Below are 14955 nucleotides of genomic sequence, written 5' to 3' on the forward strand. Positions count from 1 at the left end.
TTCCCTGACGTCTGTGGTTATCTAGAAGAAGGAATACACCGATCTGTGGTTTTTCTGACGGTCCTGATGCGATAACGCAATTAAGCTCAGCCGTTTTCAACCATTACTGCGGCTTCTTCAACGTCGACAGATACGAGTCGTGATACGCCCGGTTCGTGCATGGTAACCCCCATCAGCTGATCGGCCATCTCCATCGCGATCTTATTGTGGGTGATGTAGATAAACTGAACCTTCTCAGACATAGCTTTAACCAGACGCGCGTAACGACCGACGTTGGCATCATCCAGCGGCGCATCTACCTCATCGAGCATACAGAAAGGCGCCGGATTGAGCTGAAAGATAGAAAACACCAGCGCAATGGCAGTCAGTGCTTTCTCACCACCCGACAGCAGGTGGATCGTGCTGTTCTTCTTACCCGGTGGTCTGGCCATGATGGCGACCCCCGTCGTGAGCAGATCATCCGTGGTCAGTTCGAGGCTGGCATGACCGCCACCAAAGACTTTCGGGAAGAGATCCGCGAGACCGGCATTCATGCGATCAAAAGTTTCCTGGAAACGGTTCCGGGTTTCTGCATCGATCTTACGGATTGCGCCTTCGAGAGTATCGAGCGCTTTCTCCAGGTCATCATTCTGAGAATCCAGATACACCTTACGCTCGGACTGCAGCTTGTACTCTTCAATGGCCGCCAGGTTGATCGCCCCAAGACGCTGAATACGCTCGCCAATACGCGTCAGTTCATTCGCCCACTGCTCTTCATTCGCGGCTTCCGGCAGGCTATCAAGTACATCAGCCATGCTGAGCTTGTCTTCACGCAGCTGATCCACCAGCCCGTTCCGACGAATATCGAGAGCCTGACACTCCATGCGAATCTGTTCGAGCTTGTTACGCTCAGCCAGTGCCTGCTGCTCCGCTTCTGAGCGCTCCTGCTCCAGCTGACGCAAGCGTGTGTCCGCCTGTTCGAGAGCATGGCGAGCCTCTGTCATAACCTCTTCGGCCTGCAGTTTCTCTTCCTGGAGAGCTTCCATCTCGGCCCTAAGCAGTTCGAGATCAGCACTGTGATCGCGGTTTTGGTTAACATTGATCTGATCGCGACGCTCTTTCAGTTTCTGCATGGCCTCGGCCAGGCGGCTGATTGCATGACGAGTACTCTCATCGCGACTGTTGAGCGCCTGAAGTTGCAGCTGTAACTGATGCAGGCGATCTTTCTGCTGCCCTGCCGCCATACGAGCCTGACTCAAACGCTGCTCGACCTCACTGCGCGACTGTTGCAGACGCTCACGCTCGTCGGTGTCTTCATCCACGGCACTCATGGCCTCCTGCCATTCAAGGCGCAGCTCAGCTAACGCTTCGGATTCGAGTGTTCGGGTTTCTTCGGTCTCGTTTAGCGATTGCTCAATTTTTTCGGTACGCAGACGCAACTGCTCAGCCTTCGCTTGCTGACCTGACAGCGATGCTTTCTGCTCCATCAGTTTGCGTGAAATCATCTGCCACTCTTGCTGAGCATTATCTCTTTGCTGTTCTAATGAGCGCTGACGCAAGAGCACACTTTCAAGATCGGCTTCCCACTCTTCAACGGAAATATCTAATTCATCGGCTTCAGCGTCGATAAGTTCGAGCTCCTGCTGGCGCGCAAGAATACCGCCTTCGTTATCCTGATCCCGGGCCACCCGCAACCAGGCAGGCCCCAGCCAGATACCGTCTGGGGTTATCACTGATTCGTCCTGTGCCAGCTGTGAGCGCATCGCCATCGCTTCAGGCAAGGTCTCTGCGATGCGGACTTTGCCCATCAACGAACTCAGGTTCTGATCCGTCGTCAGCTTATCGAGCAACAGGCCGGCAGCCGCAGCCCCCCCGCTGTTGACCGTGGATTCCCATAATGTCAGCGTGCCGTCGGCAAAGCCCGACAACCAGGGTTCCGCAGCGTTTACGTCATCGACAACCACCGCTTGCAGATAATCACCCAGCACGGTTTCCACGGCGGTTTCCCAGCCCTCTGCAACCGTCAGCTGCTGCGCCAGACGAGGCTTACGGGCCAACTGATGACTCTCAAGCCAATGGGTCACACCTTCACTGCTTTGACCTAACGCGGCTTTCTGCAATGCCTCCAGAGTCGCCTTACGCCCCAGCATCTGTTGCAGGCGCTGTCGTCCCTCTTCCAGTTCTTTACGTCGACGCTCGCTGTCTTCGCGAACGTCTTCCAGCTGGCCCCGAATCTCTTCAAGTCGTGCCTGTTGTTCTTCTGCCTGTAACTCAGCTTCGCTGACTTCTTCCTGCAGCAGGGCGAAGTCGCCCAGGTCGGGATCTGAGGTCAGTTGTTGGCGCTCCTGCTTCAGGCGCTCGATCTGCTGCTCTAATCTCAGTACCTGCTGTTCGGTCGCCTGAATCCGGCTCTGAGCCACATCCGCGCGTCGGGTAGGCTCACTGGCACGCTGAGTAAAAGCATCCCACTGGGATTGCCATTGGCGCTGGGCCTCTTCGGCTTCCAACAGCTCGGCCGCATGTTCTTCTTCAGCCGCCTGAAGCATCTCGACTTCGGGCTCAAGCATTAAGCGCTGTTCTGCCAGCTCTTCCTGTTGAAGCTGATCCTGCTCCAGCTGACGCTGAGTATCGAGAATGTTTTTTTCAACTTCGGCAAGATCGCTGTCGAGCTGTAATGCCAGCTGCGACTGGTGTTCTATCTTCTGCTCCTGACGGGCAATACGGTTACCGACCTCGTAGTATTTGCCCTGCGCCGTACTAAAGGCATCGGTCCGCGCCTGATGATCGAGACGCAGCTCTTCAATGCCCGCGTCTGCTGCGCGCTGCTTTGCCATATGCGCTTCGAACTGCACTTCATGCTCGCGGATTACCTTTTCACGTTGCTCGTATTCTTCGTTCAAAGCAGTCCAGCGAATCGCCAGAAGTTCGGCCTTTTTCTGGCGCTCTTCTGCTTTCAGTTCTTTGTACTTTTCTGCGGCCTGCGCCTGTCGCTGAAGGTGCGCCAGCTGGCGTTCTAACTCATCGCGAATATCACTGAGACGCTCAAGGTTTTCCTGCGTGCGACGCATGCGGTTTTCGGTTTCACGACGACGATCTTTATATTTGGATATACCCGCAGCTTCTTCGACGTAGACGCGCAATTCTTCAGGCTTCGCTTCGATTAAGCGCGAGATCATGCCCTGCTCAATAATCGCATATGAACGTGGCCCGAGGCCGGTACCTAAGAAAATATCGGTAATGTCTTTGCGGCGGCACTTAGTGCCATTAAGATAGTAGGTCGATTGACCGTCACGCGTCACCTGACGGCGCACACTGATTTCGCTAAATTTCGCGTGCTCACCTTTTAAGGTACCGTCGCTGTTATCAAACACCAGATCGACACTGGCTTTACTGACTGGCTTACGCTCGGCTGAGCCGTTAAAGATCACGTCCGTCATGGCATCGCCACGCAGGTACTTAGCCGAACTTTCCCCCATCACCCAGCGTACAGCATCAATCGTGTTCGATTTACCACAACCGTTCGGCCCGACGATACCCGTAAGGTTGGTATTGAACGGCACAGACGTCGGATCAACGAAGGATTTGAAACCGGATAGTCGGATGGCTTTCAGGCGCATAGCAGGGGGGGACGTCCTTTTAACTGAACCGGGGCCATGCCACCGGAAGCCGCAATAAAGAAGATGATGTTATCACAGTTCACGAGCGACAAAAGCCGGACGGCTCTGACGATGACGCAGGGGTCAATCCAGAGCCGGAACCGGATTCTCAGCCATGGCATCCAGTACCAGCTGGCGCTGATAAAGACTGAATTCACGGAAGAGCGGAGGCAGTTCGTCTGCTTTGCGGGCCAGAATCAATTCGACGACTTTGGCGAAAAAGTGAATCGTACGCTCCAGACCTTCCTGAGAAAAACGGATAGATAGCGCGTAGGTCCGCTGAATGGCTGGCTGAAGATCACTCAGCAGAGTCGACAGATACGGATTATTAATGACGTCAGAAGCAGCGCGCATCAGGTCAAAGCCGGCCAGCATAAACATGAACTTGTCTTTTTTAAGCTCTGGGGACTGGAGCTTCATGGCTTGATTTAACAGGGGCATTTTATTTTCGTCAGTCCACTGCAAGGCGACCTGAGTAGCCAACAATGTCAGAAGAGCCTCGTAGACATCGTAGAGACTATTCACCCGCTCAACAGTCAGCTCTGCCACCATAGCGCCACGGCGTGGCTGAATGGTGACCAGATGCCTGGACTCCAGCAATAACAGGGCCTCGCGAACAGAACCACGACTCACCTGCAATTCCTCGACGACGCGAGCTTCCTGGATTCGCTCACCAGAGATCAACTCTCCTTTGATGATGCGCTCCGCCAGATGGGCCGCTATTTTTTCTGCAAGACTTTCGTGGGCTACAAAACTCATAACTATACTGAAATCAGTGAGATGCGCGGCATAGTACCACATTGAGCCAATACCACATTGATATTGGAGGACTTTTGTCTTCTCCGAACCTGTAACCTATCAGAGTTAATGTTAGATTGTAGGACAATACAACAATCAAACAACAAAACTAATTCCTGTTATGGAGGCCGTATGACTCAGGCAACAGCACAGACTATCAGCGCCGATGATTGGCGCATGCAACTCAAGAAGTACGGTTATCTGATCGTTTTGATTCCGGCTGTGCTCTTTCCAATTGCTCTGTTTGGTTGGGAAGCAACCGGCAGTCAGCATGACGCTTGGTGGTATTTCCCTATTTTTGTTGTGTTCGGCATTATCCCTCTGCTCGACCACCTGATTGGTAAAGACCCCTTCAATCCAGATGAAGAGGCTGATGTGCCACGCATGTCTCTGGAGAAGTGGTACCCTTTCCTTACCATCATGACTCTGCCTGTCATGGCAATCACGATTGCTTACGGCGCAGCGCTCTTCTCGAGCGCAGAAGTTGGCCTGTTCGGTAAGATTGGTATGGTGATCTCAATGGGCGTGATCACTGGTATTGTCTGCATTAATGTTGGCCACGAGCTGATCCACAAGGACAGCACTCTGGAGCAATGGACCGGCGGTCTGCTGCTGGCTCTGGTAACCTACGCGGGCTTTAAAGTAGAGCATATCCGTGGTCACCATGTGCATGTCTCAACGCCTGAAGATGCGTCGTCTTCACGCTATAACCAGACTCTGTATCAGTTCCTGCCGCACGCGTACTTCCACAATTTCATGAATGCGTGGAAACTCGAAGCGAAAAAACTGAAGCGCAAAAATCTGCCAGCGCTGCACTGGAAAAATGAACTGATCTGGTGGTACGCCATTTCAGCGGCAACCATGATCGGTTTCGGCCTGGTATGGGGCTGGATGGGTGCCCTGTTCTTCGTCGCGCAGAGCTTCTTCGCCTTCACCCTGCTGGAAATCGTTAACTACATTGAGCACTACGGTCTGCACCGTCGTAAGCTGGAAAACGGCCGCTACGAGCGCACGACCCCAGCGCACTCATGGAACAGTAACTTCCTGCTGACCAACCTGTTCCTGGTACAACTGCAACGCCACTCAGACCACCACGCTAACCCTAAGCGTCGTTACCAGGTACTGCGTCACTTTGACGAAAGCCCACAGTTACCAAGCGGCTACGCAGGCATGGTGGTACTGGCAGTGATTCCACCACTGTGGTTCAAAGTAATGAACCCACGTGTCGAAGCCTACTACAAAGGCGAAGAACATCAGCTGACTGCTAATCAGCAGAGCTAAAACCGCTTTAACCCCCTTGGGGAGCCTCCGGGCTCCCCTTTTTTATGCCTGCCTCCTGCAAGAAGAGATCGAAGATAACGACGCGCTCAGCCAACGCCTGGCGGGCGACCAGATCAACGCATGGAGCCAGCGTTAAGCTGGCCCATTGACGTTTCAAGGTGATGATTTCTACTTCGCAGACTGAACGAGCGCGGGGACAGAATCATCACCCATCTGCCAGTCTCGATAAGGTTGGTCTACCATTGCGAGACCGAGAATCGCGCGATCCATATTGCGGGTAGCTTCGGTGATAAACTGATCCACGGGTCCCCCCTTCTCTTCGTGAGCGATGACCGCATGGACGTCATATACCTTATATAACTGGCGTTGAATTCCCATTAGTCCAAGATCAAAGAGAACCGGATCTGTCCCTACGTCCGCGAATATAAAGCCGTCTATACGACCGCTCTCGACCTTACGCAGTGAGCCTTCAATGGAATGGTCTTCAATTACCGGAAACGGAAAAAGATTAGCGTGGCCGCTATGGGTGGCAATCCGGTAACTCTTGAGGTTATCGATATCGAGCGCCACGCCACGCCGGGTGTAGAGCACAAAATTAACTGTGAAAATGGTGGCAGACGAATAACTAAACGGCAGCGCAGCATCTGTATCTTCACGGCCTCTGATCAGAGGAAAATGAAAATCAACCTCACCTTGGGCAGCCATCATTAATCCACGCTTGAAAGGAAACCGTTCAACGCTGATTTCGCGCCCGGTCTCTACACTCCATTGGCGAACCACATCAACCAGCGGGTGTTCCGGGCCCTGACCCGGAGCATCCCCCATGAATGGGACGACGACCTTCAAAGGCTTATCTGATTCAATCTGAGCTTCAGGGGTTCCCGTCTGCGCGTCCGCAAACCCTTCAGTAAAAAACGCAACGCAAAAGAGAAGAAGGAACGCTTTTTTCATAAATTGGGCCTCTTTATATGTACTCCCCCTGCACAGAAAGCTCCCTGATGTAATGACTAAATATTAGTCGCAGAATGTCTGATGCTCAATGTAAATGCGCAAAAAGTCTTAGAGTATTTCCAGCGTGTGATCGCCTTCGCAATCAGACAGATACAAAGTCAGGTACCAGAACGCCAAGTACCATCTCACGCCCCTGGGCGCTTTTAAGCTCCTTTGATTGGGTTGGGCACGTCCTGCTTCTCAACATCCTCTTCTGTAACGGCTTCCTCTGCGCGCTCCCGGTCTTCCTGATCTGCGGATTCGCCTTCCTGCTCTTTTCCTTTCTGAGGTGTGTAATTCAACGCGGTATACAGAGAAAAATGATCAGAGCCAATATGAGGTAAACGCTCAATCTGACTCAGAGTGAAGTGATGACTGTGGAAAACATGATCCAGCGGCCAGCGTAAAAACGGGAAGTCGGCATGGAAGGTGTTAAATGCTCCGCGACCGATCCTAGGGTCGAGCAGTCCACTGATATGACGAAATAAACGCGTGGTTGGCGACCAGGCAACATCGTTCAGATCACCGGTAACAATTATCGGTTCATCCGAGTCTGCAACATTACGAGCAAGCACTGCGAGTTCAGCATCGCGTGGTGATGACACCTCACTCTCTGTCGGACTTGGCGGCTCAGGGTGCATAAAATGCATACGTACCTCTACTCCTGAACGGAGGGTCACACAGGTGTGCATCGACGGAATATCATCTTTCACCAGGTACTCAATCGTACTGTCATTGAGCGGCAAGCGGGAATACAGGTGCATACCATAAAGGTTATCAAGCGGACACTTTAACGTATGGGGCATCTCATCTTCGAGCACGTCGAGCTGCTGCTCCCACCATTTGTCTGACTCTAAGGTCACCAGAATGTCTGGCTGATACTCGCGTACCAGAGAAATCAATTTTTCGGAGTCATGGTTAGGGGTCAGCACATTCGCCGTAATGATGCTGATCTGATTATCCAAATCCTGAACGGTGGTTTTACGTACTTCCGTTTTCCACAGCGGCGTGTACGGTAAAACCCATTTGAGTTGCCAACCTAAGGCAATAGCAACCATCGCGATACACGCCCAGTAGAGGCCGTGACCGGAATTGCCGACGAGCAGCAGGAGTAAGAGAACAACAATACCAAAAGCTGCGATCTGGATACGTGGAAAGTCCAGGCCTCTGACGATCCAGTGTGTGAAGCGTGTTTCCGGTAATGCAGTCGCGATTGCAATCAGAAAAGAGGCAGTAATTAAAACGGTGAACATAACGATGGCTCAGATTTACTGTACGACCACTATAGCCTGCCTTTCTGAGTGGGATAAAGCTTATAACTCCCTTTCGGCGCTAGAAGGAAAACAAGTCGCGGTGCAAACAATTGAAGCTCCTATGACAGCTCTGGTAAACCAATACGGCGGAACGCCCATCGAAGGCGGTATGATGAGAAACGTACTGGCTTACACGGATGAGCGAGTTTCCTCCATGATATCCACCGCGATCGCGTACCTTGTGATGGGCAGTGGCCAATCTGGCAACTCAACCGGCGTACTCCGCAATCCCCTCTCACAATCAACTATGCAGCTAATTGGTCGCGCCGAGCAATTTCCCGATGAACTTGCTCAGCTTCTTCGTGAGGATTTCTTATTAAAATTTAATAACTATGCGGGACGTGTAGATACCGAGATGAATCTGCTTCCTGATGAATTCTGGATCGAAATGCCAGCAGACGAGACAAACAAACTAGAAGATGCAACTCGCGAAGTACGTCTCACGATGCGGGAAAACGGATACTACGACGGCACAATGCTCCGCATTGCTCGTAAGATTCGCTGTCGGTTTAATCCAGAGAAAGCCGAATGTGTTGATCCTGTTGAGTAGATGGGCAACACAGACCACCAAGGGACAGTAATACTAAGAATAATTCCTGATTTTTCTATTGGATCAACTCGTGTAGGTTAATCAAGTTAGCCAACATCAGGAGGATGCATGCCAAAGCCAAGGAAGCAACTGGTATCACTCGAAGCAACACCCTACTACCACTGCGTTTCACGATGTGTAAGAAGAGCATTTCTCTGTGGCAGTGACAACCAAGGCCGTAGCTTTGAACATCGACGAGGCTGGATCGAAAAGCTCATTCTCGATCAGGCACAAATCTACTGCATAGACATTGCCGCATACGCCGTCATGTCGAATCACTTCCACGTAATCCTACACATCAACCAGGCACGAGCACGCTCGCTAACAAACCTCGAAGTCGTACAGCGTTGGCACCAACTGTATGCAGGTACTCTACTCTCACAAAAGTATGAACGTGGAGAAGAACTATCAGAATCGCAGCAAGCCATACTGGACGAACGCATTGAAGAATGGCGAGATCGCCTGATGAGCATCAGCTGGTTTATGCGACGCTTGAACGAGACCGTAGCAAGACTCGCCAACGAAGAGGATCAATGCAGCGGCCACTTCTGGGAAGGAAGGTTTAAGTCCCAAGCACTATTGGATGAAAAGGCTCTTGCTGCATGTATGGCCTATGTCGACTTGAATCCAGTGCGTGCCGCGATGGCCAAAACACCTGAAGCATCTGGATACACATCGGTTAAGAAACGCGTCGAGAAAGCTAAAGAAGCACGCACGCCAAACCATCCCAAACAACAAGCCTATGGCCTCATGCCCTTTGCAGGAAATCCCCGCCAGGACATGCCCGAAGGCATTCAGATGCGGCTAACTGATTACCTCGACCTCGTCGAATCATTCGTCTCATCCATGAGACTCACCCTTCGGGCAGCCTGACGGCTGTGCAAAGTGTTCCATACACTTTGTGGACGGGCCGCCAGATCCGCAACAACAAGCGCGGCTCTATATCTGAGGCTGAACCCACCATCATGGATCGACTCGGCATAGACGCAGAACACTGGCTCTACATCACCCAGAACTTCGAATCAGAATTCAAAGGCATCGTCGGTGCAGTCCACGAAGTGAAGTCTAAAATCACTCAATTCTGGGACGATCAGCGAGAACGAAAGCGAGCGGCAGGCATCGCCGCCTGCAAGTTACGCCTTTCCTGAAGCAACTACCTGCCCCATAGATACCATCAGATTAGTCTGAGGCATTCGCTCGTTATGAATACCGACTTTCGACTCGAAGATACCTAATTCGAAGCCTCTAACGAAGTTTTCGACTAACTCGCCTCAGTCGGCAATTTTGAAGGCAAAGAAATCAGGCTTTCTCTCTAACCATGACTGTCCAAGTCTCTACCGTCCAAGTCTCTACCACTGTCCAAGTAGTTCGACCCAAGTAGTTCGGTCCAAGTAGTTCGCGCCCTCTAACCATGACTGTCCAAGTAGTTCTAGCCAGCCACGACGGTGTTCGTAGCACTCGCCCGTCGATCTATCCGTTCCACATAGAAAGGCCCGACGGACACACTGGGAGACACAGTGGTAGTAGGGAGTAGCATCCAACGATATCTGCTGCTTTTCTCGGCTTTGGCATAGTGTTGATCCTTCAACAAAAACCACCAAAACGTATCAGAGCCTAAACTTTGATCAATCGGAAGAAAATACCACGGTGGGTGTCCTTTTAGTTGCTCGCTACTCCGATCAGAAGTCGGATATATGTCAGCACTACCATCGACCATCAAACGGCAACGATGGGACAAGCAAGTTAATCAGGGGGATGTAGGTGCCAGGGCCGAGTTGTACCTTGACACCGCGGGAGTGTCTATGTGAGTCTCGATAAATACCTTATCTTAAAATGAGAAAATGAAGTCTCCCGCATTCGTAGTGACTTCTATTTCTTTTACATCACTAACTGTGCAAGAAGGGCTATAACCACGGTAGCTCTCACCAAAACTAAGCTCTATTTCCCTCTCTATATCCTTAGTTGTTCCTCGTGGGAGAGCGCAACTTCCGCGATTTACCACTACATTCGATACGACCACATCATCAGCAATAGACTGAATGACGAAAACTAGGGATCCCCAGTGCTGGTTAGTTTGAATTGATACTTCAATGTTGGGTTCAGAAGAGCACCCAGTAAGTAAAACAATTGCAATTCCTATTGCTATTTTCTTTATTTTCATGAATCTTATATTCCTTTCATTCAATGTTGGTGGTTAACATATCGAGAATAATTATTTATTCGTGAGATGCACACTCTGCTTTTGATAGTCCGCTTCCCTTCGACGGCGCTATCATAACCCCGTATAAAAACTATTAAAAGTGCCTCTCTTACTATGACATCTCGATAATTATGAATTAAGGGAGAATACTATCAGTGCCAAGTATTCCATACACGTTGTAGATCGGCCGTCAGTTTGGAGTTAACAAACGAGTGGCAATCTCTGTAGCTAAACCCACCGCCATGGATCGACTCGGCATAGACGCAGAACACAGGCTCAACATCACCCCAAACGTTGAATCCGAATTCAAAGGCATCGTCGGCGCCGCCCATGAAATGAAATCAAAAACTACCAAGTTCCGAGACGGCCAACGTGAACGAAGGCGAGCGGCAGGCATCGCCGCCTGCAAGTTACGCCTGTTTTGAAGTAACTACCTACTCCACGAACAACATCACAACACTCTGAGGCATTCGCTTGCCTCGAATATCGACTTTCTACTGAGAAACGGCTGAATTAAAGCCTATAAAGTATTTTTCAACGACCTACCTCAACCCGGCAGATCCATAGGTAAAAGATTCAAATTTTCTCTTGTACTATGACTGTCTCGATTAGATCTTCGATTAAGTCTAACCATCCTGAATGCGATGATCCGGGATGGTCAGAAGTGGTCTTATGAATAATTATCTAGCTACGGTTGAACCGCAGTCGCTTGTTACATGTTTCTTCAGAACGGGACATCATCATCGAACTCAGGTTCTAGTTGCTGTTCTTGAACAGGAATTGCGTCGACTGGAGGAAATACTGGAGGTTGATGTACTCCCCTATATGATCTCAAAAAATCGTCTCTATTGTTTACTTTCATCAAAACTGGGTTTTCACAACTAGATCCTCTACCAAAGAAGACTGCATGACGCTCTTTTACTGAAGACAAAGATTGTGCATAATCTTTTCCAATATAATTACCTAGAAATTCCTTACCAGTATCATCAAATGTACGCATAGCGAATATAGTATTGCATTGATTGAGGATAGTTTTCGTAACATTTGCTGTCCTCTGTGTAATCAGCAAGCATCCTAGCCCAAACTTTCGTCCTTGGAGAATTGCTCTAGCTGTGCCGCTAGTTGCGTGTTTATCACCTTCTGCAACAACAGAGTTCCATTCTGGAACAAGCGAGTGAGCTTCTTCATAAACTAAACAAACCCTAGCATTGTCTGACATTTCTGCAGAAAGAATATCAAGAACCGTTTCAGATACAATTTTCGTAATTTCTACAGGTGTAACACTAAATAGTGGGGCTCCGCGCTGCCACTGCCCGCCAGCTTGAAAGCTACCCGGCGCCCTATCTTGCCGTGTAGCAACAAACTCTGCTGGGTTATAAATTTTTAGAAGATGCCCATCTTTATTGTCAATAAACCTATTTAAATCTTCGAAAAATGCATTCTTCAAATTAGGTAAACTACCGCCTTGCTCCGGATTTTCCTGCCATACACCTCGATCTTGATCTGTGGCCTCCCTTAGCCTCTGAATACATGCTTCTTCATACGAAGCGTTGTAATAGTCCGATAGTTCTGATGCATATTGATCCGTTAGATCTAAACATACAACTTTTATTCCTTCAGCCATCATTCTCTCTAGCAACTCTATTGCGAGCATGGACTTTCCTACGCCAAGAATCCCAAGAATCGCCGTATTATGAGTTACTAAATGATTTATATTTCCAATTTTTACTTGGTAATTGCTATCAGGAAAGTGGCCTATAGTATCTGGCTCAATAGCGTAGTTTTCTTGCGCCTCAAGATATACCGGTTCATTGATGTTAGGCAGCCAACTAAACTGAGTGAACTTTCTCTGTTGTTCGTTCCAAACGCCGACTTGCTGAGCTTGAGCCCGCAAATAACCATAAGTATTTTTTTGATATACGGTTTCTTCTCTCGTCAAACCGCCAACGATTTGATAAAGAACCTTTTGGCCCTGTATGTTTACGGTGACTAGACGTCCTTCTTCAATACTTGAATTATCGACGACCTCAAAGAACAACCTCTCGATTGAAGAGTCGGGTGCTACAATACCAACGACTCTATCCCCTAATGCCAAATCAATTCCTTCTGCTGTACAGATTTCTAGAAGATATTCATCTTCAATGACTGCAACAGAGTCACTTGAAACAACAGACTCAAGCTCTTGATATTGCCCAAATTTAAGGTTTGCAATTTCAACAGAGCGAGTCAGAACACCATTATCTCGACCGACTAAATCAAGTGTAAGAGCCAACTTAGAGTTGGAATGCTTATCTTTTACGTAGACGATTTTCTTAAGCGGCAAATCGTTATCTTTAGCTTGGCGAAGTAGAATGATATTTGGCTGCTGGTAAGCCGCAATTTCTGCGACGCTAGATACCTGCCGGCCAATCTTAGTTGTTTTTCTAATCCTGTTGAATGTCTTAACTAAAACATCGCCAGCCGACATAGCTACTGTAAGCAATATGGCTATAGATATTAGTATTAATTCATTTGGTTTCCCAATGTGATAGGAGTACATCGCAAATATAATAATTGGAGTGTAGATAACTTGAGGTTTTGCGAATAGCTCAAGAAATATCCGAATATTATTTGAGACCTCTTGTATCCTTTCACTACCCCAGTTATTCAGAATGATAGCTAACAACGAAAAGATCAAAATCAATCCAGATAATGATGACACCAAGAAAAATGCAATCTTGGTCTCAATCGACCATGTAGTCCAACTGTTCACCAGCATAAGTGACACAAATGCTGGGACTGCATATGAAATAGCATCAACAGGCTTTACATAAAATGGGGTTACAATTTTTGACCCGACAAGAACGCTGAGCAATGCGGTGTAAAACCAGAACCCACTATCACCTACTGGTGGGTATAAGCTGCCAAATGCTATGGCACAAATAATAAGAAGCAGAAGAAAATCTATCCCTAGTGATACGACCCTTTCTTTTTGTGAAAGCTTATTCATCTATGACATCCATTTTTCGGTTGATACTTTATGTGGTGACTGGCGTGTAACGCCCGGCCTTGGGGCGCGCGCTTTTTGCGCGTCCCGCCACGCTTCTCAGTGGCCTCAACGGCCGCTTGTTATGTGAATCATCGTAGATGGCAGTATTCATCTATCACCAAACATGCTTGATCTAGCTCTAGCCTGAAGAATTCACGCTTTTTGTTAACTCGATATTCCTCTAGTCTTTCATGAATAGCTTTCTCATCCCCCTGTGGGTCTTTCGAAAGGTAAGCACATTCAAGAACAAAGTCAGATGGAACACCGGTACCCTGCAACTCAGCAACCCGCTCTTCAGGAGTACGTTCTGTGTATCCGATTTTTAACAACCCTTCCATCAAAGGGTTAGAAAGGATGTAGATGTACCCCTTAATAACTTCCTGTTTAAGTATTCCTGCATCACAGTTTTCACAATGAAAGTTAAGAGATTGATCTGTAGGGCTGATCAAACGGTTAATCTCTCCACACTTCCAGCATTTAATAAACTGAATAAGTTGGTGCATCCTTTACGGCTCTCTTTGGGTCAGTCGGCCACATAACAGTTTCTTCGTGAGCGTGCTTATTTGCACACATGTCGTCCTTTTGATGTTTCGAGCATAACTCCCCGCCACCACTATGAAAAGTGCCTCAGACGACGCCTTTTGTCAGTGTGAAAGCGTGCGTGCTCGTTTGCACCCCGATGTCATCTTTACATTTGGCACATTATCACTCCACTAGTGTTTTCAACTATCTGATTTATAAAGGCTATTTCTTATTGATAGGTTTCATAGTGAGCACGCTCGTTTTCTTCTGATCATGCAAACGCGCACGATTTCCTGCGCCCAGCCAAATATACTGCTTATATATCCAGTTATTCTTCATGTAATACTAAGTATCAAAAATTCGGGGGGGGAGTTGTAGTGTTGATACCGCGAATAGTTGAAACATTATCGCGAATAGCCTCCGGCTGATTCGCTCCCACAGTGAGGCGCAGTTTCAAAGAAAGAATTGGTTTAGTGGAGAAATCTATCGCGCAAGCTTCGCGTTGCGCTCCTACGGCACAGGTGATTATGAAGATAAGCGGTTTGGCTACCGCTAACGCTGTCGGGAATATGATTCCCTTATATGGACCCGTCCCGTTG

The 14955-nt window shown here is 48.9% G+C and carries 11 protein-coding genes and 2 pseudogenes; 4 read left to right on the forward strand and 9 right to left on the reverse strand.

Annotated features, from left to right (window positions below; genetic code table 11):
• Positions 1-86: 86 nt before the first annotated feature.
• Together smc and B3007_RS13285 are read right to left on the reverse strand one after the other, a co-directional pair.
• Complete coding sequence (smc, locus tag B3007_RS13280) at positions 87-3596, reverse strand: chromosome segregation protein SMC (protein WP_297530566.1); 3510 nt, start codon at positions 3594-3596, stop codon at positions 87-89.
• A gap of 123 nt (positions 3597-3719) precedes the next feature.
• On the reverse strand, positions 3720-4394 hold the full coding sequence (locus tag B3007_RS13285) for a GntR family transcriptional regulator (RefSeq protein ID WP_068437017.1): 675 nt from the start codon (positions 4392-4394) through the stop codon (positions 3720-3722).
• A gap of 171 nt (positions 4395-4565) precedes the next feature.
• On the opposite strand from B3007_RS13285, the gene B3007_RS13290 reads away from it, so the two are divergent.
• Positions 4566-5714 carry an alkane 1-monooxygenase gene (locus B3007_RS13290; RefSeq protein WP_068437011.1) on the forward strand — a complete coding sequence of 383 codons (1149 nt, stop codon included), beginning with the start codon at positions 4566-4568 and terminating at the stop codon, positions 5712-5714.
• Positions 5715-5882: 168 nt separating this feature from the next.
• On the opposite strand, the gene B3007_RS13295 is transcribed toward B3007_RS13290, so the two are convergent.
• Together B3007_RS13295 and B3007_RS13300 are read right to left on the reverse strand one after the other, a co-directional pair.
• Positions 5883-6665, reverse strand: a complete 783-nt coding sequence (locus B3007_RS13295) for a hypothetical protein (protein WP_068437013.1) — start codon at positions 6663-6665, stop codon at positions 5883-5885.
• Positions 6666-6868: 203 nt separating this feature from the next.
• Complete coding sequence (locus B3007_RS13300; RefSeq protein WP_301378856.1) at positions 6869-7957, reverse strand: endonuclease/exonuclease/phosphatase family protein; 1089 nt, start codon at positions 7955-7957, stop codon at positions 6869-6871.
• A gap of 4 nt (positions 7958-7961) precedes the next feature.
• Here B3007_RS13300 and B3007_RS13305 point away from each other — a divergent pair, with 4 nt between their 5' ends.
• Entirely contained in the window at positions 7962-8567 is a 606-nt protein-coding gene (locus tag B3007_RS13305) for a putative solute-binding protein (protein WP_301378855.1), read from the forward strand.
• A 108-nt stretch (positions 8568-8675) separates the two neighbouring features.
• Positions 8676-9754 (forward strand): annotated as a pseudogene (locus B3007_RS13310) (transposase).
• 279 nt (positions 9755-10033) lie between these two features.
• Here the strand turns inward: B3007_RS13310 and B3007_RS13315 are convergent.
• Together B3007_RS13315 and B3007_RS13320 are read right to left on the reverse strand one after the other, a co-directional pair.
• Positions 10034-10178 (reverse strand): annotated as a pseudogene (locus B3007_RS13315) (transposase); the annotation flags it as partial.
• Between the two features lie 256 nt (positions 10179-10434).
• Positions 10435-10767 carry a hypothetical protein gene (locus B3007_RS13320; RefSeq protein ID WP_301378853.1) on the reverse strand — a complete coding sequence of 111 codons (333 nt, stop codon included), beginning with the start codon at positions 10765-10767 and terminating at the stop codon, positions 10435-10437.
• A gap of 251 nt (positions 10768-11018) precedes the next feature.
• Between B3007_RS13320 and B3007_RS13325 the strand changes: the two genes are divergently transcribed.
• Positions 11019-11231, forward strand: a complete 213-nt coding sequence (locus B3007_RS13325) for a hypothetical protein (protein ID WP_301378852.1) — start codon at positions 11019-11021, stop codon at positions 11229-11231.
• 299 nt (positions 11232-11530) lie between these two features.
• Here B3007_RS13325 and B3007_RS13330 read toward each other — a convergent pair whose 3' ends face one another.
• The 3 genes from B3007_RS13330 to B3007_RS13340 form a co-directional block, all read right to left on the reverse strand.
• Complete coding sequence (locus B3007_RS13330) at positions 11531-13795, reverse strand: ATP-binding protein (protein WP_301378850.1); 2265 nt, start codon at positions 13793-13795, stop codon at positions 11531-11533.
• Between the two features lie 128 nt (positions 13796-13923).
• Complete coding sequence (locus B3007_RS13335) at positions 13924-14337, reverse strand: GIY-YIG nuclease family protein (protein WP_301378848.1); 414 nt, start codon at positions 14335-14337, stop codon at positions 13924-13926.
• A gap of 371 nt (positions 14338-14708) precedes the next feature.
• A partial coding sequence (locus B3007_RS13340; RefSeq protein WP_301378847.1) for a hypothetical protein occupies positions 14709-14955 on the reverse strand: 247 nt, incomplete at its 5' end.

This window comes from Thalassolituus sp. UBA675, from assembly GCF_002297765.1.
Classification (GTDB): domain Bacteria; phylum Pseudomonadota; class Gammaproteobacteria; order Pseudomonadales; family Oceanobacteraceae; genus Thalassolituus.

Bases quoted from the DNA above. Each gene is read 5' to 3' on its own strand.
- smc (WP_297530566.1), bottom strand. From the start codon at position 3,596: ATGCGCCTGAAAGCCATCCGACTATCCGGTTTCAAATCCTTCGTTGAT.
- B3007_RS13285 (WP_068437017.1), bottom strand. From the start codon at position 4,394: ATGAGTTTTGTAGCCCACGAAAGTCTTGCAGAAAAAATAGCGGCCCAT.
- B3007_RS13290 (WP_068437011.1), top strand. From the start codon at position 4,566: ATGACTCAGGCAACAGCACAGACTATCAGCGCCGATGATTGGCGCATG.
- B3007_RS13295 (WP_068437013.1), bottom strand. From the start codon at position 6,665: ATGAAAAAAGCGTTCCTTCTTCTCTTTTGCGTTGCGTTTTTTACTGAA.
- B3007_RS13300 (WP_301378856.1), bottom strand. From the start codon at position 7,957: ATGTTCACCGTTTTAATTACTGCCTCTTTTCTGATTGCAATCGCGACT.
- B3007_RS13305 (WP_301378855.1), top strand. From the start codon at position 7,962: ATGGCTCAGATTTACTGTACGACCACTATAGCCTGCCTTTCTGAGTGG.
- B3007_RS13320 (WP_301378853.1), bottom strand. From the start codon at position 10,767: ATGAAAATAAAGAAAATAGCAATAGGAATTGCAATTGTTTTACTTACT.
- B3007_RS13330 (WP_301378850.1), bottom strand. From the start codon at position 13,795: ATGAATAAGCTTTCACAAAAAGAAAGGGTCGTATCACTAGGGATAGAT.
- B3007_RS13335 (WP_301378848.1), bottom strand. From the start codon at position 14,337: ATGCACCAACTTATTCAGTTTATTAAATGCTGGAAGTGTGGAGAGATT.